This is a genomic window from Peribacillus sp. P4_B1 (assembly GCF_056402395.1).
Genome location: NZ_JBFUHM010000003.1, coordinates 21,509 through 44,202, shown reverse-complemented (window position 1 = coordinate 44,202; position 22,694 = coordinate 21,509). Strand labels below are relative to the sequence as shown.

Below are 22,694 nucleotides of genomic sequence, written 5' to 3'. Positions count from 1 at the left end.
GTGAACGTATGAAAATAGAACGGTTTGCGGAAGGGATTTCACTGAAACGTTCAGTTGATGCAGGTACTGCCGATCAAAGAAAAGCGGTTCAGGATATTATTTATGAAGTCAGGAGAAGCGGAAACGCCGCTTTAAATAGCTATACCGAAAGTTTCGATGGTGTCAGTCTAGGGGAATTACTTGTATCGGAACAGGAAATGGAAGAAGCGGCAGCGGCCATGACTCCGGAGCAGCTTGATATTATTCAAGAAGCGGCAAATAATATTCAATTGTTTCACGAGAAACAAATTCGAAATTCATGGTTTATGACTGATGATACGGGAACGATGCTAGGACAAAAATTAACACCTCTTGATGCTGTGGGTGTTTATGTACCTGGAGGCACAGCGGCGTATCCTTCGTCTGTACTGATGAATACGATGCCAGCTAAAGCAGCGGGGGTGGAACGGATCGTCATGGTATCTCCTCCAGGGAAAGATGGGAAATTATCGCCGGCGGTGTTGGCAGCTGCCAAAATTGCCGGAGTTACGGAAATCTATAAAGTTGGCGGGGCTCAGGCAATAGCGGCTCTCGCTTATGGGACGGAAACAATAAAAAAAGTGGATAAAATAGTGGGTCCGGGAAATATTTATGTGGCACTAGCGAAGCGGGAAGTATTCGGAGATGTCGCCATTGATATGATTGCAGGACCAAGTGAAATAGCGGTATTGGCGGACGAATCCGCCATCGCCGCAGAAGTTGCGGCTGACTTGCTATCACAGGCAGAGCACGATCCCCGTGCTTGCAGTGTTTTGGTGACGACGTCCACGTCCCTTGCAGAAGAAGTGGCCGCAGAAGTGACCAAGCAGGTAGCGTTACTACCGCGCCATGATATTGCTGCAGCAGCCATAAGGGACTATGGAAGAATTGTTGTATGCGGGAATATGGCAGACGCTATTGATGCCATAAATGAACTTGCACCTGAACATTTGGAAATTGTGACCGATGATGCACTTGAAGTTATGGCTAAAATCCGGCATGCCGGGGCAATCTTCATTGGCCGCTTTAGCTCGGAGCCTGTAGGGGATTACTTTGCAGGTCCCAATCATGTGTTGCCTACTAACGGAACCGCCCGTTTTTCCAGCCCGCTGAATGTGGATGATTTCCAAAAGAAATCGAGCATCATCATGTATAGTGAAACGGCCTTCCGCAAAAATGCAGAAAAAATTGCTGCATTTGCCCGCATGGAAGGACTTGAGGCCCACGCCCGTGCCATCGAATCACGGGGTGTGAAAAAATCCGGGAAATAGTGCCTGAATCCTTACGAAATAAATAAAAAAACTGAAATAACGACTTTTGATATGCTTTTGACATCTTGGGAAAAGGGGTCTTACCCCGATAGGAGGACTTGTAATGGAACGTTTTGCTAGTGTGGAGCGAAAGACGAATGAAACGGAAATCAGTTTGAAGTTTGGTGTGGATGGTGAAGGTAATTCCTCCATTAAAACGGGCGTTCCGTTTATGACGCATATGCTGGATTTGTTCACGAAACATGGGAAGTTTGATTTGACTGTAGATGCAAACGGAGATACAGACGTGGATGATCACCATACAACTGAAGATATTGGCATTTGCTTGGGTCAAACGTTAGTGGAGGCCCTTGGAGACAAGCGCGGGATAAAACGTTACGGAAATGCTTTCGTACCTATGGATGAAGCACTCGCCCAGGTTGTCATCGATTTAAGTAATCGTCCGCATCTAGAGTTCCGGGCTGAGTTTCCTTCACAAAAGGTTGGTACTTTCGATACTGAACTGGTGCACGAGTTTCTTTGGAAACTCGCTCTTGAAGCCAGGATGAACCTGCATGTAATCGTTCATTACGGTCACAACACACATCATATGATCGAAGCAATATTCAAAGCGCTAGGACGGGCATTGGATGAAGCTACTACCATCGATCCACGGGTCAAAGGCATCCCTTCAACGAAAGGAATGTTGTAAATGATCGGGATCGTCGATTACGGCATGGGGAATTTATTTTCTGTAAGTAAAGGGCTGGAGCGTCTTGGTGCCGATTCATTCATTTCCGATGACCCTGAAGAACTTTCAAAGTCGAAAGGGATCATTCTCCCTGGCGTTGGCTCTTTCAGGGATGCCATGGGTCTTTTGGAAAAACAAAAGCTAGATGAATTCCTGAAGGAATATGTAGCAGGTGGAGGGTACCTATTAGGCATCTGCCTTGGTATGCAGCTTCTCTTTGATGAAAGTGAGGAAAATGGACCGGCAAAAGGATTATCGCTCATCCCGGGTAAAGTGGTTCGTTTTAAGGGAGTGGATGCGAATGACCAGGTTTATAAAGTGCCGCACATGGGCTGGAATCGTCTTGAATTTAAACACGCATCACCAGTGAATGAGGGGCTGGAAGAGGAACATGTTTATTTCGTCCATTCTTATTACGCCGATACGGATGAATCATTCGTTACCGCTTCGGCGACGTATGATGTGGAAGTGCCGGCGATCGTCGGTAAAGGGAATGTATTCGGAATGCAGTTTCATCCGGAAAAAAGCGGGAAGATGGGCATGTCACTCTTGAGAAATTATCTGTCATTAGTAGAAGGGAAGGAAGAAGCATGAGCAACTTTACTATTTACCCGGCGATTGATATGCGCGGAGGCAAATGCGTCCGCTTAATCCAGGGAGATTACAATCAGGAAACCGTTTATGGCGATTCCCCCTTCGATATGGCTAAAAGCTTTGCGGACCAAGGAGCCGATTGGATACATATGGTCGACCTTGACGGAGCTAAAGAGGGAGTGCGCATCAATGATTCGTACGTAATTAAAGCTGCAAGTGAGTTAGGGGCCCGCATTCAAATCGGCGGAGGCATCCGTACTGAACGGGATATAGCCCATTACCTGGATAATGGAGTGGAACGTGTCATTCTAGGCAGCACGGCCGTTTCAGACCCTGATTTCACTAAAGATATGATTAGGAAATATGGAAGCCATATCGCAATAGGGATCGATGCGAAGGATGGCAGGGTTGCCACTCATGGTTGGCTTCAAACGTCTGGAACCCTTGCAATAGATCTTGGCAAATTACTGGCCGATGCTGGTGCAGAGATCTTTATCGTGACTGATATCGCGACAGATGGTATGCTTTCGGGTCCGAATGTGAAAGGTATATTGGCGATGGCGGAGGAAACTGGGAAAAAGGTGATTGCTTCGGGGGGCATTAGTTCCCTGGAAGACCTTATCACCCTCAAAGAATATGAAGCTCAAGGAATTGCAGGGGCAATCATTGGCAAGGCGCTTTATACGAATCGCTTTACTGTGGAAGAAGCACTAGAAAAGGTGCGTGGTTAAATGCTCACAAAACGAATAATTCCTTGTCTCGATGTAAAAGATGGACGCGTAGTTAAAGGCATACAATTTGTATCCCTTAGGGATGCTGGAGATCCGGTCGAGCTTGCAGCCTTTTATGATCAGGAAGGTGCCGATGAGCTTGTCTTCCTTGATATTTCCGCTTCACATGAAGGCAGGGAAACGATTGTCGACGTCGTTCAAGCGGTAGCTGGCAGCTTGGCAATTCCGTTTACAGTGGGAGGCGGTATTAATTCTCTAGCGGATATGAAGAAAATCTTACGCGCTGGCGCAGATAAGGTTTCCTTAAATACAGCAGCCATTCTGCGGCCTGATTTAATTAATGAGGGTTCTGATTATTTTGGGGAACAATGTATCGTTGTCGCTATAGACGCCAGATATGACGAAGAGCTTGGATCATGGCGCGTATACACCCACGGCGGTCGAAAACCGACTGAATGGGAAGTGATCGCGTGGGCGAAGGAAGCCGTCAGCCGCGGTGCAGGTGAAATTTTATTGACTAGCATGGATTGTGATGGGGAGAAACAAGGGTTTAATATCGCTTTAACAAAAGCGGTATCTGAAGCTGTTTCGGTGCCGGTCATCGCCTCGGGCGGGGCAGGTAACGCGGGGCATTTCCAGGAAGCTTTTGAAGAAGGTAAAGCGGATGCAGCATTAGCCGCATCGATTTTTCATTATAAAGAAACATCCGTCAAAGAAGTCAAAGCGTTTCTCAAACAACAAGGAGTGGTTGTACGATGAATCTTGAAACTATTAAATACGACGATAAAGGTCTAATACCGGCAATCATTCAAGATGCCGGAACCGGTGAAGTGCTGACACTTGCTTACATGAATGAAGAATCTCTAAAATTGTCCATCGAAAAAGGCGAAACGATTTTCTTCAGCCGTTCGCGCAATGAATTGTGGCATAAAGGAGCAACCAGCGGTAATATACAGAAAATCATCGAAATGAAGTATGATTGCGATCAAGATGCATTGGTGGTTCGAGTCGTTCCTGCAGGTCCAGCGTGCCATACAGGGGCAACAAGCTGTTTTAGCGAATCGATTTACCAAAACAATGAAGCTGGACAAGCCATGCAGGCGAATGTGACTTTCTTGGCGGAATTGGAAACATTGATTAAAAAAAGAAAATCGGAAATGCCTGAAGGTTCATATACAACTTACTTATTCGAAAAAGGCGTTGATAAAATCCTGAAAAAAGTCGGTGAAGAAGCCGCGGAAGTCATCATTGCTGCCAAAAACCGCGATGCAGAGGAACTTTCCATGGAAAGTGCCGATCTCCTTTATCACTTATTCGTTCTTCTTCAGGAACAAGAACTGCCTTTCCAAGCGGTGCTTGATGTATTGAAGGCTAGACATTCCGATAAGGACGAACCAAAAGAAACCGAATGAATGGTGATGGCCCTCCGTCATTAGGAGGGCTCAGACTGAAGACAAACTCGATGAAAATCAACTTTGTCTTCAGTTTTTTTTGCTTGTTATTTGGACGTTGATTTCCGCTCAAGAAACTCGCTTTCCGCGGGCGGTCCGCCCTCGGCGCCATTGCGCCTGCAGGGTCTCCCCTAGACGGTGCTTTCCCCGCAGGAGTGTCGCACCTTCCTCTCCAATTAACTTTTTCTACATAACTTTGGTAGGAACCATATCTGAGATTTGAAGGTGTTGCTTTGTTCGGGAACATAATTGATGAAAGAGATATTTTCCAACCCCTTTTGTCTACTAACTGTGCCCTCCGTCAATAGGAGGGCTTTATTTGTATTAACGACTAATCTTGACTCCCCATTTGACTAGGAAGATACTTAAATTTTTTCTTAAAGAAAGCATGGGAATTTCTGTTTTCCATTTTCTTGAATTGTTCGGCAAATTTAGTCCAATATGTTATAATACTATGGTTAATCAACTTGTAGATGGAGGATTACATGAGTAAAGACTCTAAATTTGGACAACAGGCAAAAATTCTAACTTTTCACCCAACAGGTGAGTATTATTTCACCAAGGGTTTAAAAGCTTATCATAGACGTGAACTACCTAAATCAAAAAAATACCTGGAACGTGCGCTGGAACTTGAACCTGCAGAACCGATGATAGCCTGTCAATTGGCAATTACATGCTCGGAAATCGGTGAATATAATTATTCAAATAACCTCTTGGAAAACATCTTGGATGTGATGGATCCCTATATGTCGGAATGTCATTACTTCCTGGCAAATAATTATGCCCACTTAGGCATGTTCAAGGAGGCATACCGTCACGCCAGTGCTTATCTTGATAAAGAAGAAGACGGGGAGTTCAGCGATGACGCAGAAGATCTGCTTGAACTGATAACTTTTGAGTCGGATGAGTCAGAAGAAAATCCCTTTAAGCATGATGGGCTCATTACCAAACAGGAAAAAGCCCGCGAGTATCTGGAGTCAGGGAATTTCCCGAAGGCTATCGAAGTACTGAAAGAAACGATTGCCGAATACGAGGATTACTGGTCCGCTTATAATAACCTGGCACTTGCCTATTTCTATCTCGGCCAAGTAAATGAAGCCTTTGAAACACTGGATGGGGTACTGGAAAAAAGTCCGGGAAACCTGCATGCGCTTTGTAACCTTGTTGTTTTTCATCATTATCAACAGGATGAAGAGAAGGTTGAAGAGCTCATACAGATGCTGGAGAAAATTCGGCCGATGCTATCCGAACATCGTTTCAAGCTTGGAGCGACCTTCGCATTGATCGGAAATTACGCATCTGCATATAAATGGCTGAAAGTATTGCAAAAGCAGGGATTCGAGGGAGATGGGACCTTCTATTATTGGCTTACTATTTCCGCTTTCCACTTGGGTCATGAACAGGCTGCCAGAAAGGCATGGAAAAAGGTCGTGGAAATGAACCCTGAAAAGGAAGGCATGGAGCCATGGGGAGATATGAATGCGACTTCAGATGGTTTTGAACATCATTTTCCTTCTATTTTAAAAAGGCTGGAAAGCGAATTCATTGAGGAAAGGCTGTTTGCCATTTTCCTTCTGAAGCATTCCGTCCATAAACAGAAGCTACTGAAAAACCAGGTCCTAAACCTAAATCAGAATTTCACTGATTTGGAACGTGATTATGCAGATCTTGTGCAAGCTCCTGCTAAAGATCGCCAATTAACACCGATTGATTTTGCCGATCGCACAGCTGAGTTATTATATCAGCATTTCCAACCGATACAATTAGATGAAGCCGGACTCTATTTAATGTGGTTTTCCGTCTTTATCGAGGCGGTGAAATCCGAGCAGAAGCTAAACAATCCAGCAGGCTGGGCATCTGCGGTGGAGTACGTGTGGAATCAGCTTAAAAATGAGAAGGCAAGCAAACAGGCAATCGCGGACAAACATTTCATATCTGTGTCCACCTTATCGAAGTACGTAAAATTGGTTCAAACCCTTCTGGGGTGAGCATATATTTGGACGAAAAATTATTTGTTATATAGGATAATGGGTAGGGAACACTAACCGTAGTGAAGGTTCCATTGTAATGGAATATGGAGGAGTGAGAACATGTCTGAAAAAATTTATGACGTTGTTATTATTGGTGCTGGTCCTGCAGGGATGACGGCGGCTGTCTATACATCACGTGCGAACCTTTCAACATTGATGTTAGAACGCGGAGTACCTGGCGGGCAAATGGCCAATACAGAGGAAGTTGAAAATTATCCTGGTTTTGACACAATTCTCGGACCTGAACTTTCAACGAAAATGTTTGACCATGCAAAGAAATTCGGTGCGGAATATGCTTATGGGGACGTTAAGGAAATCATTGACGGTGAAGAGTATAAAACGATCAAAGCCGGTTCCAAGGAATTTAAAGCACGTTCAATCATTATTTCATCGGGTGCCGAATACAAGAAAATCGGTGTTCCTGGCGAAAAGGAATTGGGCGGCCGCGGTGTATCGTATTGTGCTGTTTGTGATGGTGCATTTTTCAAGCAAAAGGAACTGTTCGTTATCGGCGGCGGAGACTCTGCTGTTGAAGAGGGAGTGTACTTGACCCGTTTTGCCTCAAAAGTGACGATCGTCCACAGACGTGAAGAACTTCGTGCTCAAAAGATACTTCAAGATCGTGCATTTGCCAATGAGAAAATTAACTTCATCTGGAATCATACTTTGAAGGAAATCAATGAAAAAGGCGGTAAAGTCGGCGGTGTCACTTTAGTTTCCACTGTAAATGGAGAAGAGACAGTGATGGATGCAGACGGTGTATTCATTTATATCGGAATGCTTCCTCTAACTAAACCATTTGAGAACTTGGGCATCTTGAATGCTGCAGGCTATGTTGAAACGAATGATCGGATGGAGACACACGTCCCGGGTATTTTTGCAGCTGGTGACGTTCGTGAAAAAACATTGCGCCAAATCGTTACAGCTACAGGTGATGGAAGCATTGCCGCTCAATCCGCTCAGCATTATATTGAGGAACTTCAAGAAAAATTGCAACCAAAGGCTTGAGTGCACAAAAGTTTCACACTTCGTAATTCGGTTTTAACGATGTTGTAACACGTGTGAAATAATGATTGTGTATAGTATGGGTAGAAAGTTGACCCCCTTTAATTATAAACGTTTGAGGACACAGATTAAGTATCTGTGTCCTTTTTTTGTGTGTCCTGCTTTAAGACTATATCTTTAGTGCCGATTTTTAGGTAAATTTTAATTGCTTGGAATGTGAAGTTAGGCATCTCTTTGAATTTAGGCAGGGAAAGTGGAGAAGAATAGGGGTTAAGCAGGAGATAAAGACTTACTCAGTGATTCCTTGAGAATGAATATTCCCCCAATGCAGGAAGTTTCCTTTATTGTTAGCTCATTTCAAAAATAGTATAATGATAAGATATACTAAACATATCTGTCAAAAGGTAATAAGATGTAAAATACAACTTGTTTGAACTATTAGCATTTGAGAATCGCCAAATGGATATCTAACGGCGGTTTAATGATATAAACTGAATCTCTTCAAGCAGAAGGGGGAAGGTTTCTATAGTCGAGCAGAGGCCAATTGAGGTGAAGAACGTGCAACGTGTCACAAACTGTGTATTGATTAAGGATGATCAAATCCTCTTATTGAAAAAACCTAGACGCGGATGGTGGGTAGCTCCAGGCGGCAAGATGGAGCCTGGGGAGTCTGTACGTGATGCTTGTATTAGAGAATATCGAGAAGAAACAGGAGTTTATTTGAAAAACCCTTCCATAAAAGGTATTTTTACCTTCATTATGAAGGACGGGGATAAAGTTTTGTCAGAGTGGATGATGTTCACTTTCTTTGCGACGGATTCAGATGGTGTCAATGTGGATGTTTGTGAAGAAGGGGAACTTAGCTGGCATCCGGTTGATGATGTTAAAAAGCTGAAAATGGCTGAGGGTGATTTTCATATTCTGGACTATATGGTCCATGGAAGTGGAATCATTTATGGAACGTTTACCTATACGCCTGAGTTTAAGTTACTCTCTTATCGATTGGATCCAGGTTAATATTCAATATAAAAAAGATTGCTATATATGGGGGCGGAGAACTATGAGTACAGGGGAGATTAATGAAACGCAATTGGTCATCATAACCGGAATGTCAGGAGCAGGTAAGACAGTGGCGGTTCAAAGTTTTGAAGACCTCGGCTTTTTTTGCGTCGATAATTTGCCGCCCACGCTATTGCCAAAGTTTTTGGAGTTAATGAAGGACTCCGGGAATAAGATGAATAAAGTGGCTCTTGTCATGGACTTGAGGGGGAGGGAGTTTTTTGATTCCTTATTTCTTGCACTGGATAAATTAACGGAATCAGCGGCAGTATCACCAAGAATCCTTTTTCTTGAAGCTGATGATGATTCCTTGGTACGCAGGTATAAGGAAACGAGAAGGACCCATCCCCTTGCTCCATTAGGCAGGCCATTGGAAGGCATTAAAATGGAACGGGAACTATTGGACGAACTAAAGGGAAGAGCTCAGCTGATCTTTAATACTTCACAACTGAAACCGCGCGAATTGAGGGAGAAAATCGCTTCGGAATTTTCTGCGGATAAATGTGTAGGTTTCACAGTCAATGTCATGTCCTTCGGGTTCAAGCATGGTCTGCCAATAGATGCCGACCTTGTGTTTGATGTACGTTTCCTGCCAAATCCATATTATATTGACCATATGAGGCCAAAGACTGGTTTGGAACAGGAAGTGTCGAGTTACGTTTTAAAATGGAGTGAGACTCAAAAGTTCTTGGAAAAGGTGACCGATCTGCTTGCCTTCATGCTTCCACATTATAAACGTGAAGGGAAAGCACAGCTTGTAGTTGCGATTGGGTGTACAGGCGGTCAGCATCGTTCTGTAGCATTGACGGAGTATATTTCAAACCACTTCAAAAAGGATTACAGCGTTCAAATATCTCATCGCGATATCGAAAAAAGTAAGGGGAAAGCAGATGTTAGATAATAAGAAACAACCTAAGGTTGTGATCATCGGAGGGGGAACCGGCCTTCCCGTTTTGTTAAGAGGTTTAAAGAAGCATCCAGTGGATATAACGGCGATCGTCACTGTAGCAGATGATGGCGGAAGTTCGGGTCGCCTTCGCGAGGACATGGATATCCCCGCGCCAGGTGATATTCGTAACGTTCTAGCAGCGTTATCGGATGTAGAGCCTCTTGTTGAACAAATGTTTCAACATCGCTTTCAGAGTAAAAATGAGCTATCCGGGCATTCGCTGGGGAATTTGATCCTGGCGGCAATGACCTCGTTGACCGGAGATTTTGTCCATGCTATCCAGGAAATGAGTAAATTCCTTAATGTCCGTGGTAAAGTGCTTCCGGCTGCCAACCAAAGTGTGGTTCTCCATGCGGAGATGGATGACGGAACGATTGTTACAGGAGAATCCAAGATCCCCTTTTCAGGAAAGAAAATAAAAAAAGTATTCCTGTCTCCTCAGCATATAAGGCCGCTCAGTGAAACTCTTCAGGAAATTAAGCATGCAGATCTTATTGTCATTGGTCCAGGAAGCTTATATACTAGCATTCTGCCTAACTTACTTGTCCCGGGCCTAGGGGAAGAAGTTGGCCGCTCCAAGGCTAAGAAGGTGTACATTTGCAATTTAATGACACAAGCCGGCGAGACGTTGGATTATAGCGCGAGCGATCATATAAAAGCTATATATGACCATATGGGAAATGCATATATTGACAGGATACTGGTTAATAATGAGGAAATACCGACTGAGATTCAGCAACGTTATCAAGCTGAATATGCCAAACCGGTCATGTATGATGTGGAAAGTTTAAAACGGATGGGTCTTGAAATCATACAAGAACGCATTTTCAGCTATGAAGGGAATGTAATACGCCATGACACGAAAAAAGTGGCGGATTTGCTTTATAATATGCTTGTAAATGAAACAAAAAGCCACATTGTTCCGTAGATATAAGCGGGGACGGTTTTTTGATTGATAAAATAGATTACCTGCGTTCGATTGGGGGTGAAATGGATGTCTTTTGCTTCAGAAACGAAAAAAGAGCTTACTACATTAGAGGGAAAGGATTGCTGCGGAAAAGCGGAATTGTGTGCGCTTATCCGGATGAACGGATCCCTTTCATTTTCTAATCGGAAGCTTGTCGTGGATATTCAAACTGAGAATGCTGCGATTGCCAGAAGGATTTATACGCTGCTGAAAAAAAGTTATGAGGTCCAGGTCGAGCTTTTGGTCCGTAAAAAGATGAAGCTTAAAAAAAATAATGTTTATATTGTCAGGATGTCATCTGGAGGGCAGCGGGTTTTAACCGATTTGGAAATTTTAGGAGACGGCTTTGAAATTCTCCATGCTATATCCGACACTATTGTTGGGAAGAAATGCTGTAAGCGTTCATACCTAAGAGGTGCATTCCTTGCGGGGGGATCGGTGAATAATCCGGAAACGTCTTCCTATCACCTTGAGATTTTCTCACTTTATAAAGAGCACAATGATGCCCTTTGTGAGCTAATGAATAAGTTTGGCTTGAAGGCCAAGACGCTTGAACGCAAAAAAGGGTACATCATTTATTTGAAAGAAGCCGAAAAGATCGCTGAGTTTTTAAGCATAGTCGGTGCCCATTCAGCGTTATTAAGATTCGAGGATGTACGGATTGTCCGTGATATGCGTAATTCAGTAAATCGACTTGTGAATTGTGAAACAGCCAATTTGAACAAAACGATTGGTGCCTCATTGCGCCAGGTTGAAAATATCCATTACATTGAGGATACGGTAGGACTAAGCATTTTACCGGATAAGCTTCGGGAAATTGCGGAGCTTAGGATAGCATTTCAGGATATAACCTTAAAGGAACTTGGAGAAATGGTATCAGGAGGAAACATCAGTAAGTCAGGGATTAATCACCGATTACGCAAGATTGATGAAATAGCTGACAGGCTCCGTGGGGGAGAGGCTATTGCTGCGAAAAAATAAAGCTAACAGGGGAGATCAAGATGGTGGAAAAACAAGTTGAAGTAAAACTGAAAACAGGTTTGCAAGCCCGGCCGGCCGCTCTTTTTGTACAAGAAGCTAACCGCTTTCATTCGGATGTTTTCCTTGAAAAAGAAGGAAAAAAAGTGAATGCAAAAAGTATCATGGGATTAATGAGCCTTGCCATCAGTTCTGGCGTGTCCGTTAAGTTAATCGTCGAAGGACGCGATGAAAAGGAAGCAATAGAGGCATTGGAAGAGTTCATTCAGCAAGAGGGGTAAAATAAGAGGATGCCAAAAGTGCATCCTTTTTTTTTATGATTTTTCACATTATGTGAAAAAAGGCTCCGAAAGTCGCTTAAGACGACTTTCGGAGCCTTTTGTATCATTTTTTTATTTAGAGTCTTTTTTGGCATCAAGAATGCTGCGCGTGATGACTTTGTCAATCAAGCCATATTCAAGAGCTCTTTCGGAAGTCATGAAGTTATCACGTTCCGTATCTCTTTGAAGGACTTCAATAGGTTGACCAGTACGTTCTGCCAAGATTTGGTTCAGCTTATCTTTCAAGTGAAGGATACGGCGGGCAGCAATTTCAATTTCCGTTGCTTGACCTTGGGCTCCTCCAAGTGGTTGGTGAATCATGACTTCACTGTTTGGCAACGCATAACGTTTGCCCTTTTCACCAGCGGCCAATAGGAATGCACCCATGGAAGCGGCCATACCGATGCATACAGTGGATACATCAGGTTTGATATACTGCATAGTATCGTAAATGGCCATACCGGAAGTGATGCTTCCACCAGGGCTGTTGATGTATAAAGTGATATCTTTTTCAGGATTTTCCGCTTCTAAAAATAGTAATTGAGCAACAATTGAGTTGGAAACATTATCGTCAATTCCACTTCCTAGCATAATGATCCGGTCTTTTAATAAACGGGAGTAAATATCGTAGGCACGCTCCCCACGACTTGTTTGTTCGATAACTGTAGGAATTAAATTCATGTTCATTTCCTCCTTCGATTAAGAGAATCATTTAAATTCTTTATGTATGTATGATACACTTTTTGGTCAATTTAGGTCAAACAAAACAAACCCTATAATGGATAATTTGTTCGACAATTTTCTGGCAAGTCCCCTTCCCGAATAGATTTATTTATAATTATGCCGCACAGGGATGAATTTCCACATTACCCATAATACCCAAAAGGTGAAGTTTTAAACCTGATAACCCTTGCAAAGGATGGGATTCTATCATATAATGAAGTCTGTCGAAAAAAGATTTTTCTATTTCGCCCTCGTAGTGCAACGGATAGAACGCAAGCCTCCGAAGCTTGAAATGCAGGTTCGATTCCTGCCGAGGGCATTACCAATCTCCTGCTTAATAAAGTGGGGGATTTTTTATTGGTCAATTCAATTAGAAGGCATCAAATGGTTCCTTGCGATTTTTGATGGATTTACTCGATTTCCGTAAAATTCCGTCGAATCATGGTATTTCACTCCCTTGCCTCAGAATATTCGCCCCTACCATTGAAAAATGGTGATTTTCCAGTAAAAGTAGTTGTGAAAATCGCATTTCTGACATATAGTATTTAAAACAAATACACTATTCAGAAAAAAACGTAAGCGTTTTCATGGGTTTTTGTGTAGAATTTTCTCCTGATAATGTAAAATGGAGTGGGGGAGGGATGAATCGATGAGTATGAATATGAAAGCAGGACTTTTTCAACAGCAAACATTAAAGATGGCAATGACCCAGGAGCTTATGCAAGCAATTACATTGCTGCAATACTCCTCACAGGAGCTATCGGCATTCTTAGAAGATAAAATGGTGGAAAATCCATTACTGTCCCTAGATCAGCCAACATCTTCTTTATTTCAGCCAACCTTTGACCGAAAAAAGGGAAAACGGACTCTTAAAAATACGTATGATGCCAACTATTGGATTGAACAGATCAGTGAAGATACACTATCGCTTGAACAGCATGTCATGTCCCAGGTGAATCACCAGCAACTTTCCGGTGAGCAGCAGAAGGCGATGCTACTATTAATTCATAATCTTGATGAAAACGGTTACTTAAGGACTCAGCTGGAGGATATATGTGTTCCAGGCATATCTTCAGTCGTTTTGGAAGAGAGCCTTTCGATTTTACAGCAGCTTGAGCCGCATGGAATTGCAGCTAGGAATCTTCAAGAGTGCCTTTTACTTCAGGTAAAAGCAGAAGGGGTGAATTTGCTGGCAGAATCGATCATAGAAAATCATTTCCTCGATTTTGCTGAAAAGCGTTGGAAGGACTTAAGTAAGAAAATCGGTGTTACAATGAAGGAGATTCAAGAAGTCTTTGATTATGTCCAGACGTTGAACCCGCGTCCAGCTTCACTCTTTTTTCAGGAAAAACCTTCTTATATAGTGCCGGATGTCGTCGTGGAAGTTCGTGATGGGGTACTGCTTGTGGGGAATTATGATGGCAACTCACCAAATCTTAATGTGGATAAAGGGTATTTGAACCGAATGAAGAGCCATAAGGACCAGGGAGTGCAAAAGTTCATCCAGGATAAGTGGCAGGAATATCAATGGATCTCTAGAGGGATACAACAGAGAAAAGAAACGATATTGAAGGTTATTCAGTGCATCGTCGAAAAACAGCCGGCGTGCTTTCGTCATGGCCTTAACCATTTGAAGCCGATGACGATGAAAGAAGTCGCCGACGAGATTGGTATTCATGAATCCACAGTTAGCCGGGCCGTTAAAGGAAAATACGTACAGACACCATTTGGCACAATAGAGATGCGGATATTTTTCACTACTTCTTTACAGTCAGTCGGCCTTGATGAGGATATGTCGGGCATGCAAGCAAAAAAGGGCCTGCAGGCAGCCATCAATGGTGAAAATAAACAAAAGCCGCTTTCGGATCAAGATTTGGCAGAACGATTGAAAGTGGAGCATGGAATTATACTGGCGCGCCGAACGGTCGCCAAATACCGGGAACAATTAGGGATCCCTTCTTCATCTAAACGAAAAAGATATGATTGAAAAGGATGAGTGGTTTGGAATCAAATGCATTTGTTTTATATAGTAGGGAAAAATGTCCATTATGTGATAAAGCCAAGCAGGTACTTGAAGAAGTGAAATTCGAGTCAGGCATAGGGTATAAGGAAATTGATATCCATACCGATGATGATTTGGTTGAGAAATTCGGATTGATGATCCCTGTTGTAGAATGGAAAGATGATATCGTTCAATTTGGAAATGTTGATAAATTAGCTCTAAATAGGCTTTTCGAAAAATAATTTTTCAAATCATTTGAAGAAACATTCCGTTCCTGCTAGAATAAAATATGTAGCAGGAATATTTTTTTTGGTGTAAGTGGGACAGAAAACGACTACGCGGGACATTATGTGTCCAACTTAACTATTTAGGAGTTTTAAATATGCGTACATTACTCGAGGTACAAAGAAAATTATTACCTGATTTCCTTATGGCTATGCAAAAAAGATATGATATCCTGCGTTATATCAAAATGATGCAGCCAGTTGGAAGGCGAAGTCTGGCCGTGAGCCTTAATTTGACTGAGCGGACGCTTAGAAGCGAGGTTGATTTTCTGAAAAGTCAGAACCTGATTAACATATTCAGTTCTGGTATGACGCTGACTGATGAAGGGGTTGAAATCCTGGATAAGTTAGAAGGAATAATGCGTGAAGTAATGGGTATAGACATAATGGAGCGGCAATTGCAGGATTTGTTACAAGTGGATGAGGTCATTATTGTCTCAGGAAATTGTGACGAAACCCCATGGGTGAAAAAAGAATTGGGTAAAGCTTGTGCAAACCGTATGAAACGAGAATGGAACTCAAAAAATATCATTGCGGTTACTGGTGGATCGACAATGGCCGAAGTGGCTAATTCGTTGTCACCTGATGAGGCTTCCAAGAAATTGACATTTGTCCCAGCCCGCGGGGGAATTGGTGAAGCAGTGCAGAACCAGGCTAATACGATTGTCGAAAGAATGGCACAGAAGGCGCATGCCTCTTACAGAGTGTTATATGTACCCGATCAATTAAGCGGTGAGGTTTATGCTTCCTTCATGAAGGAACCTGCAATTAAAGAAGTGATTTCCCAAATCAAATCTGCCGATATGATCATTCATGGAATTGGTGATGCCATGGCGATGGCAGAGAGAAGAAATTCTTCGCCAGAAATGTTAAAGAAGCTGTTAGATGGAAATGCTGTAGGAGAAGCATTCGGTTATTACTACGATGAAAACGGAAAAGTTGTTCACAAGGTTTTGACAGTCGGAATCCAGTTAGATGATCTTAGCCCTGAAAAGCGAGTGATAACTGTGGCAGGTGGAAAAACTAAAGCTAAGGCTATCCGTTCTTACATGAAAGGCGCGCCTTCATCGACCGTTTTGATAACGGATGAAGCGGCAGCCCAAGAGTTAATTCAGGGGAATTACACCCCTTAATATATTTGCGAACTTAAAAGGAGGAATTTTTCATGGCAGTAAAAGTTGGAATTAATGGTTTTGGACGTATTGGACGTAATGTATTTCGTGCAGCATTGAGTAATCCTGAGGTAGAGATTGTAGCTATTAACGACTTAACGGATGCTAATATGTTAGCACACCTTCTTCAATATGATTCAATTCATGGATCTCTTAATGAAAAAGTAACGGTTGATGGGGATTACCTTGTTGTTGATGGTCATAAAGTCAAAGTATTGGCTGAACGTGATCCTGCACAATTAGCATGGGGTGAACTGGGAGTAGAAGTAGTAGTTGAATCTACAGGACGTTTCACAAAACGTGCGGATGCTGCTAAACATTTAGAAGCTGGCGCGAAAAAAGTAATCATTTCGGCTCCTGCATCAGATGAAGACATCACAATCGTCATGGGTGTAAATGAAGAAAAATATGATGCAGCAAACCACCATGTAATCTCTAATGCTTCTTGTACAACGAACTGCTTAGCACCATTTGCTAAAGTGCTTCAAGAACAATTCGGAATTAAACGCGGTATGATGACGACTGTTCACTCATATACAAATGATCAGCAAATCCTTGATTTGCCTCATAAAGATTATCGCCGTGCTCGGGCAGCGGCTGAGAATATCATTCCTACAACTACTGGGGCAGCAAAAGCTGTTGCACTTGTCCTTCCTGAACTTAAAGGGAAATTGAATGGTATGGCAATGCGTGTACCTACTCCAAACGTATCTGTTGTCGACCTTGTTGCAGAGCTTGAAAAAGACGTAACGGCTGAAGAAGTGAATGCAGCATTTAAAAAGGCTTCAGAAGGCGAACTAAAAGGAATTCTTGAGTACAGCGAACTTCCGCTAGTATCAGGTGACTATAACGGTAACCCAGCATCATCTACAATTGATGCCCTTTCCACAATGGTAATGGAAGGAAACATGGTTAAAGTATTATCTTGGTATGATAATGAAACAGGATATTCTAGCCGTGTTGTTGATTTAATCAACTATTTGGCTAAAAAAGGATTGTAATTAGAATAATAAAAAAAACCTCACCAAAGTGAGGTTTTTTTTATCACACCTCTAAAAAAACTTGGCAGAAGATGATATTATAAGTTAGTCATTAATCAGTCAAGCGTTTACATTTCTTGTTTTTGGATAATTTCCTTTAAACCGACTATAATGAAAAAGAGAAAAGGGGAGTTGGGATATTTACCCTCTCCCTTTTTGATTAAAAGAATCAAAAATATGAAAACAATATCTAAGGAGGTTCTTGGATTATGAATAAAAAGTCGATTAGAGATATTGAGTTAAAGGGGAAACGCGTATTTTGCCGTGTTGATTTCAACGTGCCGATGCAGGACGGAAAGATTTCGGATGATACGAGAATCAAAGCTGCACTGCCGACGATTTCCTATCTGACGGAACAAGGCGCTAAAGTCATTTTAGCCAGCCACCTTGGCCGTCCTAAAGGACAAGTCGTTGAAGAATTACGTTTAGCTCCTGTTGCGGAAAGACTAAGTGAACTTAGTGGCAAAGATGTGCGAAATGCTCAAGAAGCTTATGGTGAGTCCGTTCAATCAATCATTGATAACATGGAAAATGGTGAGATCTTGTTGTTGGAGAACGTTCGTTTCTACCCGGGGGAAGAGAAGAACGATCAAGAATTGGCGAAGTCATTTGCTGCACTGGCGGATGTTTATGTAAATGATGCATTCGGAGCTGCACACCGTGCACATGCGTCAACTGAAGGGATAGCACACCATCTTCCAGCTGTTGCCGGATTACTGATGGAAAAGGAACTTTCTGTGCTGGGAAAAGCCCTATCCAACCCAGAACGCCCTTTTACAGCTATAATTGGCGGAGCAAAAGTAAAGGATAAGATAGGCGTCATCGAAAACCTTTTGGAAAATGTCGATCACTTGATTATTGGTGGTGGACTAGGTTATACATTTATTAAAGCACAAGGTCATGAAATCGGTAATTCTTTATTGGAAGAAGACAAAATAGAATTGGCCAAATCTTTCATCGAAAGTGCAAAGGAAAAAGGCGTAAAATTGCATTTGCCTATTGATGCAGTTGTAGCAGCTGAATTCTCACCTGATGCAGAATCAGAAAATGTTGATATCGATGCTATTCCAAATGATAAAATGGCTTTGGATATCGGTCCAAAAACTAGTGAATTATTTGCGGATGTAATTAAAGGTTCCAAGCTTGTCATATGGAATGGACCGATGGGTGTATTCGAGTTCGATAAGTTTGCGAATGGAACGAGAACGGTTGCTGAAGCATTGGCGGAAGCAAAAGGTACGTACAGTATTGTAGGCGGAGGCGATTCAGCCGCAGCTGCTGAAAAGTTTGGTTTAGCAGAAAAGATGTCCCATATTTCAACTGGCGGCGGTGCATCTCTTGAGTTCATGGAAGGCAAAGAATTGCCTGGCGTTATGGCCTTGAACGATAAATAAGCGTTAACCGTTACATAATTCAACTTTAGAAGGGATGAGAAACAAATGCGTAAACCGATTATTGCAGGAAACTGGAAAATGAATAAAACACTATCTGAAGCGACTGCCTTTTTAGAAGAAGTGAGCAATCTGATTCCGAAGCAAGATTTAATCGATACGGTTGTATGTGCTCCAGCTTTGTTTCTGGATCAACTGGTTAAAGCAGCAAAAGGAACCGATGTGAAAATCGGGGCGCAGAACATGCACTTTGAAGAAAGTGGTGCTTTCACAGGAGAAATCAGTCCAATCGCTTTAGCTGATCTGGGTGTATCCTATGTAATTCTTGGCCATTCCGAACGCCGGGAAATGTTCAACGAAACGGATGAAGGCGTTAATAAAAAAGCGCATGCCGCTTTTGCACATCAGTTAACCCCTATCGTTTGTTGCGGTGAAACACTTGAGCAAAGGGAAGCGGGCGAAACGAATGATTTCGTTGGAAGCCAGATTGAAAATGGCTTGGCGGGATTATCTGAAGATCAATTAAAACAAACCGTCATTGCCTATGAGCCTATTTGGGCGATTGGAACAGGGAAATCGTCTTCTGCTCAAGATGCAAATGAAGTTTGTGCACATATTCGCTCAGTTGTGGCTGACAAGTTTTCAAATGAAGCGGCTGCAGCCATCCGCATTCAGTACGGTGGCAGTGTAAAACCTGAGAATATTAAAGAGTACATGGCACAGCCTGATATTGACGGTGCGTTGGTAGGCGGGGCAAGCTTGAAAACCGATTCCTTTTTACAATTGCTGGAGGCTGGTCACTATGAGTAAGTCGCCTGTGGCACTTATCATCTTAGACGGTTTTGGCTGCCGTAGCGAAGAAAAAGGAAATGCTGTTTTTCATGCGAAAAAACCGAACTTTGACCGTTATTGGGAACAGTATCCGCATTCCCATTTAACTGCAAGCGGGGAAGCTGTCGGCTTGCCTGCCGGTCAAATGGGGAACTCCGAAGTGGGGCATTTGAATATTGGGGCAGGACGGATCGTTTATCAAAGTCTTACCCGTGTGAACCTGGCAATCCGTGAAGGTGAGTTTGCAGAAAATCCAACTTTGGTCGATGCCATGAGCCATACCAAGAAAAAAGGCACGGACCTTCACCTTTTTGGCCTTCTTTCAGATGGCGGCGTACACAGTCATATTGAACATATGTATGCCCTGCTGAAATTGGCCGCAAAAGAAGGAGTTAAAAATGTATATGTACATGCATTTTTAGATGGACGTGATGTCGGACCGAAAACGGCGCAAGGTTATATTAAGGAAGCGGAAGCGAAAATGAAGGAAATCGGTGTCGGTCAGTTTGCGACCATTTCCGGAAGATATTATTCGATGGACCGTGATAAACGGTGGGAACGTGTGGAGAAATCCTACCGTTCGATGGTGTATGGTGATGGACCTGCTTACTCTTCAGCTATGGAATGTGTCGAGGACTCCTACGAACATGGCATTTTTGACGAGTTCGTGATACCTTCAGTCATAACGGCGGAAGACGGTAAACCGGTGGCAACGATTAAAGATGATGATGCCGTTATCTTTTATAACTTCCGTCCAGACCGGGCGATCCAGATTTCCAATACGTTCACGAATGAGGACTTTCGCTCATTTGACCGCGGTCCTGGACATCCGTTGCACCTCCATTTTGTATGCTTGACACATTTTTCAGAAACAGTTGACGGATATGTTGCTTTTAAGCCGACAAATCTTGATAATACATTAGGGGAAGTACTTTCCCAAAACCAGCTTACCCAGCTTCGTATCGCTGAAACTGAAAAATACCCGCATGTGACGTTTTTCATGAGCGGCGGACGTGAAGAGAAGTTTCCTGGTGAAGAGAGGATTTTAATTAATTCTCCGAAAGTCGCTACATATGATTTACAACCGGAAATGAGTGCTTATGAAGTGACGGATGCATTAGTGGAACAAATTGAGGCTGACCGTTTCGATGCGATCCTTCTGAATTTCGCCAACCCGGACATGGTTGGTCATTCAGGGATGCTTGAGCCTACCATTAAAGCGATTGAAACCGTGGATGAATGCCTAGGCAGGATCGTCGATTTAATCGTCTCAAAAGGCGGTACAGCAATCATTACAGCTGATCATGGCAATGCTGATGAAGTCGTAACGCTTGAAGGCGACCCCATGACAGCCCATACAACGAATCCCGTGCCTGTCATTATCACTAAAAATCAGGTAACATTAAGAACAGGTGGTATCCTAGGCGATTTAGCTCCAACGATGCTTGATTTGCTTGGAGTCGAAAAACCTGTTGAAATGACAGGGAAATCCCTATTATCTAAATAAAAATTGTGAATTGGAAAAGGAGAGATTTATAATGCCGTACATCGAACATGTATATGCACGCGAAGTGCTTGATTCCCGTGGTAATCCAACAGTAGAAGTAGAAATCCAAACAGAGTCTGGATATTTCGGACGTGCAATCGTACCATCAGGTGCTTCCACAGGAGAACACGAAGCGGTTGAGCTTCGTGACGGAGATAAATCTCGTTACCTGGGTAAAGGGGTACAAAAAGCAGTTGATAATGTAAATGAAATCATTGCTGACGCTGTCATTGGTTTGGATGTAACGAACCAAGCAGGCCTTGACCTTACTATGATTGAATTGGATGGTACTGAAAACAAAGGAAACTTGGGAGCTAATGCAATTCTTGGTGTATCAATGGCTGCTGCCCATGCCGCTGCTGAATTTTCAGGTTTACCATTGTATCGTTATCTTGGAGGATTCAATGCGAAACAACTTCCGACTCCAATGATGAACATCATTAACGGCGGATCACATGCCGATAACAATGTTGACTTCCAGGAATTCATGATCCTTCCTGTAGGTGCCCCTAGCTTCAAAGAAGCCGTTCGTATGGGTGCTGAAGTATTCCATGCATTGAAGTCAGTCCTTTCTGCTAAAGGCTTGAATACGGCTGTTGGCGATGAAGGCGGCTTTGCTCCAAACCTTGGATCAAACCGTGAAGCGCTACAAGTCATCATCGAGGCAATTGAAAAAGCAGGCTATAAAGCAGGCGAAGATATCTACCTTGGTATGGACGTAGCTTCATCTGAATTCTATAACAAAGAAACAGGCAAATATGATCTTGCAGGCGAAGGCCGCAATGGCGTTACATCCGAAGAAATGGTCGCTTTCTATGAAGAGCTAGTGAATGAGTTCCCGATTCTTTCCATCGAAGACGGCTTGGATGAAAATGACTGGGATGGCCACAAACTTCTAACTGAACGCATTGGTTCTAAAGTTCAATTAGTGGGTGACGATTTATTCGTAACGAACACGAAAAAATTGGCTGAAGGCATCGAAAAAGGCATCGGCAACTCGATCCTGATCAAAGTGAACCAAATTGGTACACTTACTGAAACGTTTGATGCAATCGAAATGGCGAAGCGCGCAGGCTACACTGCAGTCGTTTCCCACCGTTCAGGTGAAACGGAAGATGCAACAATCGCTGACATCGCCGTTGCAACAAACGCAGGCCAAATCAAAACGGGTTCCATGTCCCGTACAGACCGTATCGCTAAATACAACCAACTTCTTCGCATCGAAGACCAGCTTGGTGACTTGGCTGTATATGGCGGCTTGAAATCTTTCTATAACTTGAAGAAGTAATTATCTTGAATTCCGTTTCTGACGAGAAGCGGATGGATTCATTATAATAATTTCTTTTAACCTCCTATTCAATGTGGCAATCCACATTTGAATAGGAGGTTTTTTATGTTTATGAGGGGGGGGAAGTGTGCATTCAATATGGGACAGTCCTATTTGTTACCAGAACCTTATGAAGTCAGCGAAAGTGACTATGAAAGTACAGTCGCTTCCGGTTCATTTCGAACGGTTATCTCAAACCTTAAAGTCAATGCTTCATTAAGATGGGCTTGTTACAGCTTAGACATGATTCCAGGTGGATTCAAGCCCATTTAATC

General features: G+C 42.9%; 23 protein-coding genes and 1 tRNA gene. 23 read left to right on the top strand and 1 reads right to left on the bottom strand.

The window, feature by feature from the left end:
- Nucleotides 1–8: 8 nt before the first annotated feature.
- The 13 genes from hisD to AC1DVK_RS02535 all read left to right on the top strand — a co-directional run bounded on the left by hisD (nt 9) and on the right by AC1DVK_RS02535 (nt 12,064).
- Nucleotides 9–1,289, top strand: a complete 1,281-nt coding sequence (gene hisD / locus AC1DVK_RS02595; RefSeq protein ID WP_410860545.1) for a histidinol dehydrogenase — start codon at nt 9–11, stop codon at nt 1,287–1,289.
- 103 nt (nt 1,290–1,392) lie between these two features.
- Entirely contained in the window at nt 1,393–1,980 is a 588-nt protein-coding gene (gene hisB, locus AC1DVK_RS02590; protein WP_089361946.1) for an imidazoleglycerol-phosphate dehydratase HisB, read from the top strand.
- The gene (hisH, locus tag AC1DVK_RS02585; protein ID WP_089361945.1) at nt 1,981–2,613 is read left to right on the top strand and encodes an imidazole glycerol phosphate synthase subunit HisH; all 633 of its coding nucleotides are present in this window, start codon (nt 1,981–1,983) and stop codon (nt 2,611–2,613) included. It begins immediately after the preceding gene.
- On the top strand, nt 2,610–3,344 hold the full coding sequence (gene hisA, locus AC1DVK_RS02580; protein WP_089361944.1) for a 1-(5-phosphoribosyl)-5-[(5-phosphoribosylamino)methylideneamino]imidazole-4-carboxamide isomerase: 735 nt from the start codon (nt 2,610–2,612) through the stop codon (nt 3,342–3,344). The genes hisH and hisA overlap by 4 nt, the downstream gene beginning before the upstream one ends.
- Complete coding sequence (gene hisF, locus AC1DVK_RS02575) at nt 3,345–4,103, top strand: imidazole glycerol phosphate synthase subunit HisF (RefSeq protein ID WP_410860543.1); 759 nt, start codon at nt 3,345–3,347, stop codon at nt 4,101–4,103.
- Nucleotides 4,100–4,756 (top strand): bifunctional phosphoribosyl-AMP cyclohydrolase/phosphoribosyl-ATP diphosphatase HisIE, encoded by a 657-nt coding sequence (gene hisIE / locus AC1DVK_RS02570; RefSeq protein ID WP_284469275.1) that lies wholly within the window; start codon nt 4,100–4,102, stop codon nt 4,754–4,756. Before hisF ends, hisIE begins: the two co-directional genes overlap by 4 nt.
- 524 nt (nt 4,757–5,280) lie before the next feature.
- Nucleotides 5,281–6,783, top strand: a complete 1,503-nt coding sequence (locus tag AC1DVK_RS02565) for a tetratricopeptide repeat protein (RefSeq protein ID WP_061465561.1) — start codon at nt 5,281–5,283, stop codon at nt 6,781–6,783.
- 102 nt (nt 6,784–6,885) lie between these two features.
- Nucleotides 6,886–7,833: a thioredoxin-disulfide reductase gene (trxB, locus tag AC1DVK_RS02560; protein WP_089361942.1), complete on the top strand. Its 948-nt coding sequence runs from the start codon at nt 6,886–6,888 to the stop codon at nt 7,831–7,833.
- Between the two features lie 555 nt (nt 7,834–8,388).
- Nucleotides 8,389–8,847, top strand: a complete 459-nt coding sequence (locus tag AC1DVK_RS02555) for an NUDIX hydrolase (protein ID WP_061465559.1) — start codon at nt 8,389–8,391, stop codon at nt 8,845–8,847.
- Between the two features lie 43 nt (nt 8,848–8,890).
- Nucleotides 8,891–9,790: an RNase adapter RapZ gene (gene rapZ, locus AC1DVK_RS02550; RefSeq protein WP_061465558.1), complete on the top strand. Its 900-nt coding sequence runs from the start codon at nt 8,891–8,893 to the stop codon at nt 9,788–9,790.
- Nucleotides 9,780–10,766: a gluconeogenesis factor YvcK family protein gene (locus AC1DVK_RS02545; protein ID WP_061465557.1), complete on the top strand. Its 987-nt coding sequence runs from the start codon at nt 9,780–9,782 to the stop codon at nt 10,764–10,766. The genes rapZ and AC1DVK_RS02545 overlap by 11 nt, the downstream gene beginning before the upstream one ends.
- Nucleotides 10,767–10,832: 66 nt before the next feature.
- The gene (whiA, locus tag AC1DVK_RS02540) at nt 10,833–11,786 is read left to right on the top strand and encodes a DNA-binding protein WhiA (RefSeq protein ID WP_061465556.1); all 954 of its coding nucleotides are present in this window, start codon (nt 10,833–10,835) and stop codon (nt 11,784–11,786) included.
- Nucleotides 11,787–11,806: 20 nt separating this feature from the next.
- On the top strand, nt 11,807–12,064 hold the full coding sequence (locus AC1DVK_RS02535) for an HPr family phosphocarrier protein (RefSeq protein ID WP_061465555.1): 258 nt from the start codon (nt 11,807–11,809) through the stop codon (nt 12,062–12,064).
- Nucleotides 12,065–12,175: 111 nt separating this feature from the next.
- Here the strand turns inward: AC1DVK_RS02535 and clpP are convergent, their stop codons facing one another.
- A complete protein-coding gene (gene clpP, locus AC1DVK_RS02530; RefSeq protein ID WP_089361941.1) occupies nt 12,176–12,784 on the bottom strand; it encodes an ATP-dependent Clp endopeptidase proteolytic subunit ClpP in 609 nt (202 codons plus the stop codon).
- Nucleotides 12,785–13,073: 289 nt separating this feature from the next.
- Between clpP and AC1DVK_RS02525 the strand changes: the two genes are divergently transcribed.
- From AC1DVK_RS02525 to AC1DVK_RS02480, 10 genes are all read left to right on the top strand, one after another.
- A tRNA-Arg gene (locus tag AC1DVK_RS02525) sits at nt 13,074–13,145 on the top strand.
- A gap of 330 nt (nt 13,146–13,475) precedes the next feature.
- The gene (rpoN, locus tag AC1DVK_RS02520; protein WP_250211725.1) at nt 13,476–14,813 is read left to right on the top strand and encodes an RNA polymerase factor sigma-54; all 1,338 of its coding nucleotides are present in this window, start codon (nt 13,476–13,478) and stop codon (nt 14,811–14,813) included.
- A 5-nt stretch (nt 14,814–14,818) separates the two neighbouring features.
- A complete protein-coding gene (locus AC1DVK_RS02515) occupies nt 14,819–15,070 on the top strand; it encodes a glutaredoxin family protein (protein WP_477625760.1) in 252 nt (83 codons plus the stop codon).
- A 140-nt stretch (nt 15,071–15,210) separates the two neighbouring features.
- On the top strand, nt 15,211–16,245 hold the full coding sequence (locus tag AC1DVK_RS02510) for a sugar-binding transcriptional regulator (protein WP_477625759.1): 1,035 nt from the start codon (nt 15,211–15,213) through the stop codon (nt 16,243–16,245).
- Between the two features lie 32 nt (nt 16,246–16,277).
- Nucleotides 16,278–17,285, top strand: a complete 1,008-nt coding sequence (gene gap / locus AC1DVK_RS02505; RefSeq protein WP_061465552.1) for a type I glyceraldehyde-3-phosphate dehydrogenase — start codon at nt 16,278–16,280, stop codon at nt 17,283–17,285.
- 248 nt (nt 17,286–17,533) lie between these two features.
- Nucleotides 17,534–18,718 carry a phosphoglycerate kinase gene (locus AC1DVK_RS02500; RefSeq protein ID WP_477625758.1) on the top strand — a complete coding sequence of 395 codons (1,185 nt, stop codon included), beginning with the start codon at nt 17,534–17,536 and terminating at the stop codon, nt 18,716–18,718.
- A 45-nt stretch (nt 18,719–18,763) separates the two neighbouring features.
- Nucleotides 18,764–19,525 (top strand): triose-phosphate isomerase, encoded by a 762-nt coding sequence (gene tpiA, locus AC1DVK_RS02495; protein ID WP_061465550.1) that lies wholly within the window; start codon nt 18,764–18,766, stop codon nt 19,523–19,525.
- Nucleotides 19,518–21,053 carry a 2,3-bisphosphoglycerate-independent phosphoglycerate mutase gene (gene gpmI, locus AC1DVK_RS02490; protein WP_061465549.1) on the top strand — a complete coding sequence of 512 codons (1,536 nt, stop codon included), beginning with the start codon at nt 19,518–19,520 and terminating at the stop codon, nt 21,051–21,053. The genes tpiA and gpmI overlap by 8 nt, the downstream gene beginning before the upstream one ends.
- Nucleotides 21,054–21,084: 31 nt before the next feature.
- The gene (eno, locus tag AC1DVK_RS02485; protein ID WP_089361936.1) at nt 21,085–22,380 is read left to right on the top strand and encodes a phosphopyruvate hydratase; all 1,296 of its coding nucleotides are present in this window, start codon (nt 21,085–21,087) and stop codon (nt 22,378–22,380) included.
- Nucleotides 22,381–22,485: 105 nt separating this feature from the next.
- Nucleotides 22,486–22,692, top strand: a complete 207-nt coding sequence (locus AC1DVK_RS02480; protein WP_477625757.1) for a hypothetical protein — start codon at nt 22,486–22,488, stop codon at nt 22,690–22,692.
- Nucleotides 22,693–22,694: the final 2 nt, after the last annotated feature.

Bases quoted from the DNA above. Each gene is read 5' to 3' on its own strand.
- AC1DVK_RS02515 (WP_477625760.1), top strand. From the start codon at position 14,819: ATGAGTGGTTTGGAATCAAATGCATTTGTTTTATATAGTAGGGAAAAA.
- AC1DVK_RS02510 (WP_477625759.1), top strand. From the start codon at position 15,211: ATGCGTACATTACTCGAGGTACAAAGAAAATTATTACCTGATTTCCTT.
- AC1DVK_RS02535 (WP_061465555.1), top strand. From the start codon at position 11,807: ATGGTGGAAAAACAAGTTGAAGTAAAACTGAAAACAGGTTTGCAAGCC.
- rapZ (WP_061465558.1), top strand. From the start codon at position 8,891: ATGAGTACAGGGGAGATTAATGAAACGCAATTGGTCATCATAACCGGA.
- AC1DVK_RS02480 (WP_477625757.1), top strand. From the start codon at position 22,486: ATGTTTATGAGGGGGGGGAAGTGTGCATTCAATATGGGACAGTCCTAT.
- hisH (WP_089361945.1), top strand. From the start codon at position 1,981: ATGATCGGGATCGTCGATTACGGCATGGGGAATTTATTTTCTGTAAGT.
- eno (WP_089361936.1), top strand. From the start codon at position 21,085: ATGCCGTACATCGAACATGTATATGCACGCGAAGTGCTTGATTCCCGT.
- hisD (WP_410860545.1), top strand. From the start codon at position 9: ATGAAAATAGAACGGTTTGCGGAAGGGATTTCACTGAAACGTTCAGTT.
- tpiA (WP_061465550.1), top strand. From the start codon at position 18,764: ATGCGTAAACCGATTATTGCAGGAAACTGGAAAATGAATAAAACACTA.
- hisB (WP_089361946.1), top strand. From the start codon at position 1,393: ATGGAACGTTTTGCTAGTGTGGAGCGAAAGACGAATGAAACGGAAATC.
- gpmI (WP_061465549.1), top strand. From the start codon at position 19,518: ATGAGTAAGTCGCCTGTGGCACTTATCATCTTAGACGGTTTTGGCTGC.
- AC1DVK_RS02500 (WP_477625758.1), top strand. From the start codon at position 17,534: ATGAATAAAAAGTCGATTAGAGATATTGAGTTAAAGGGGAAACGCGTA.
- whiA (WP_061465556.1), top strand. From the start codon at position 10,833: ATGTCTTTTGCTTCAGAAACGAAAAAAGAGCTTACTACATTAGAGGGA.
- trxB (WP_089361942.1), top strand. From the start codon at position 6,886: ATGTCTGAAAAAATTTATGACGTTGTTATTATTGGTGCTGGTCCTGCA.
- gap (WP_061465552.1), top strand. From the start codon at position 16,278: ATGGCAGTAAAAGTTGGAATTAATGGTTTTGGACGTATTGGACGTAAT.
- AC1DVK_RS02565 (WP_061465561.1), top strand. From the start codon at position 5,281: ATGAGTAAAGACTCTAAATTTGGACAACAGGCAAAAATTCTAACTTTT.
- rpoN (WP_250211725.1), top strand. From the start codon at position 13,476: ATGAGTATGAATATGAAAGCAGGACTTTTTCAACAGCAAACATTAAAG.
- hisA (WP_089361944.1), top strand. From the start codon at position 2,610: ATGAGCAACTTTACTATTTACCCGGCGATTGATATGCGCGGAGGCAAA.
- hisF (WP_410860543.1), top strand. From the start codon at position 3,345: ATGCTCACAAAACGAATAATTCCTTGTCTCGATGTAAAAGATGGACGC.
- clpP (WP_089361941.1), bottom strand. From the start codon at position 12,784: ATGAATTTAATTCCTACAGTTATCGAACAAACAAGTCGTGGGGAGCGT.
- AC1DVK_RS02545 (WP_061465557.1), top strand. From the start codon at position 9,780: ATGTTAGATAATAAGAAACAACCTAAGGTTGTGATCATCGGAGGGGGA.
- hisIE (WP_284469275.1), top strand. From the start codon at position 4,100: ATGAATCTTGAAACTATTAAATACGACGATAAAGGTCTAATACCGGCA.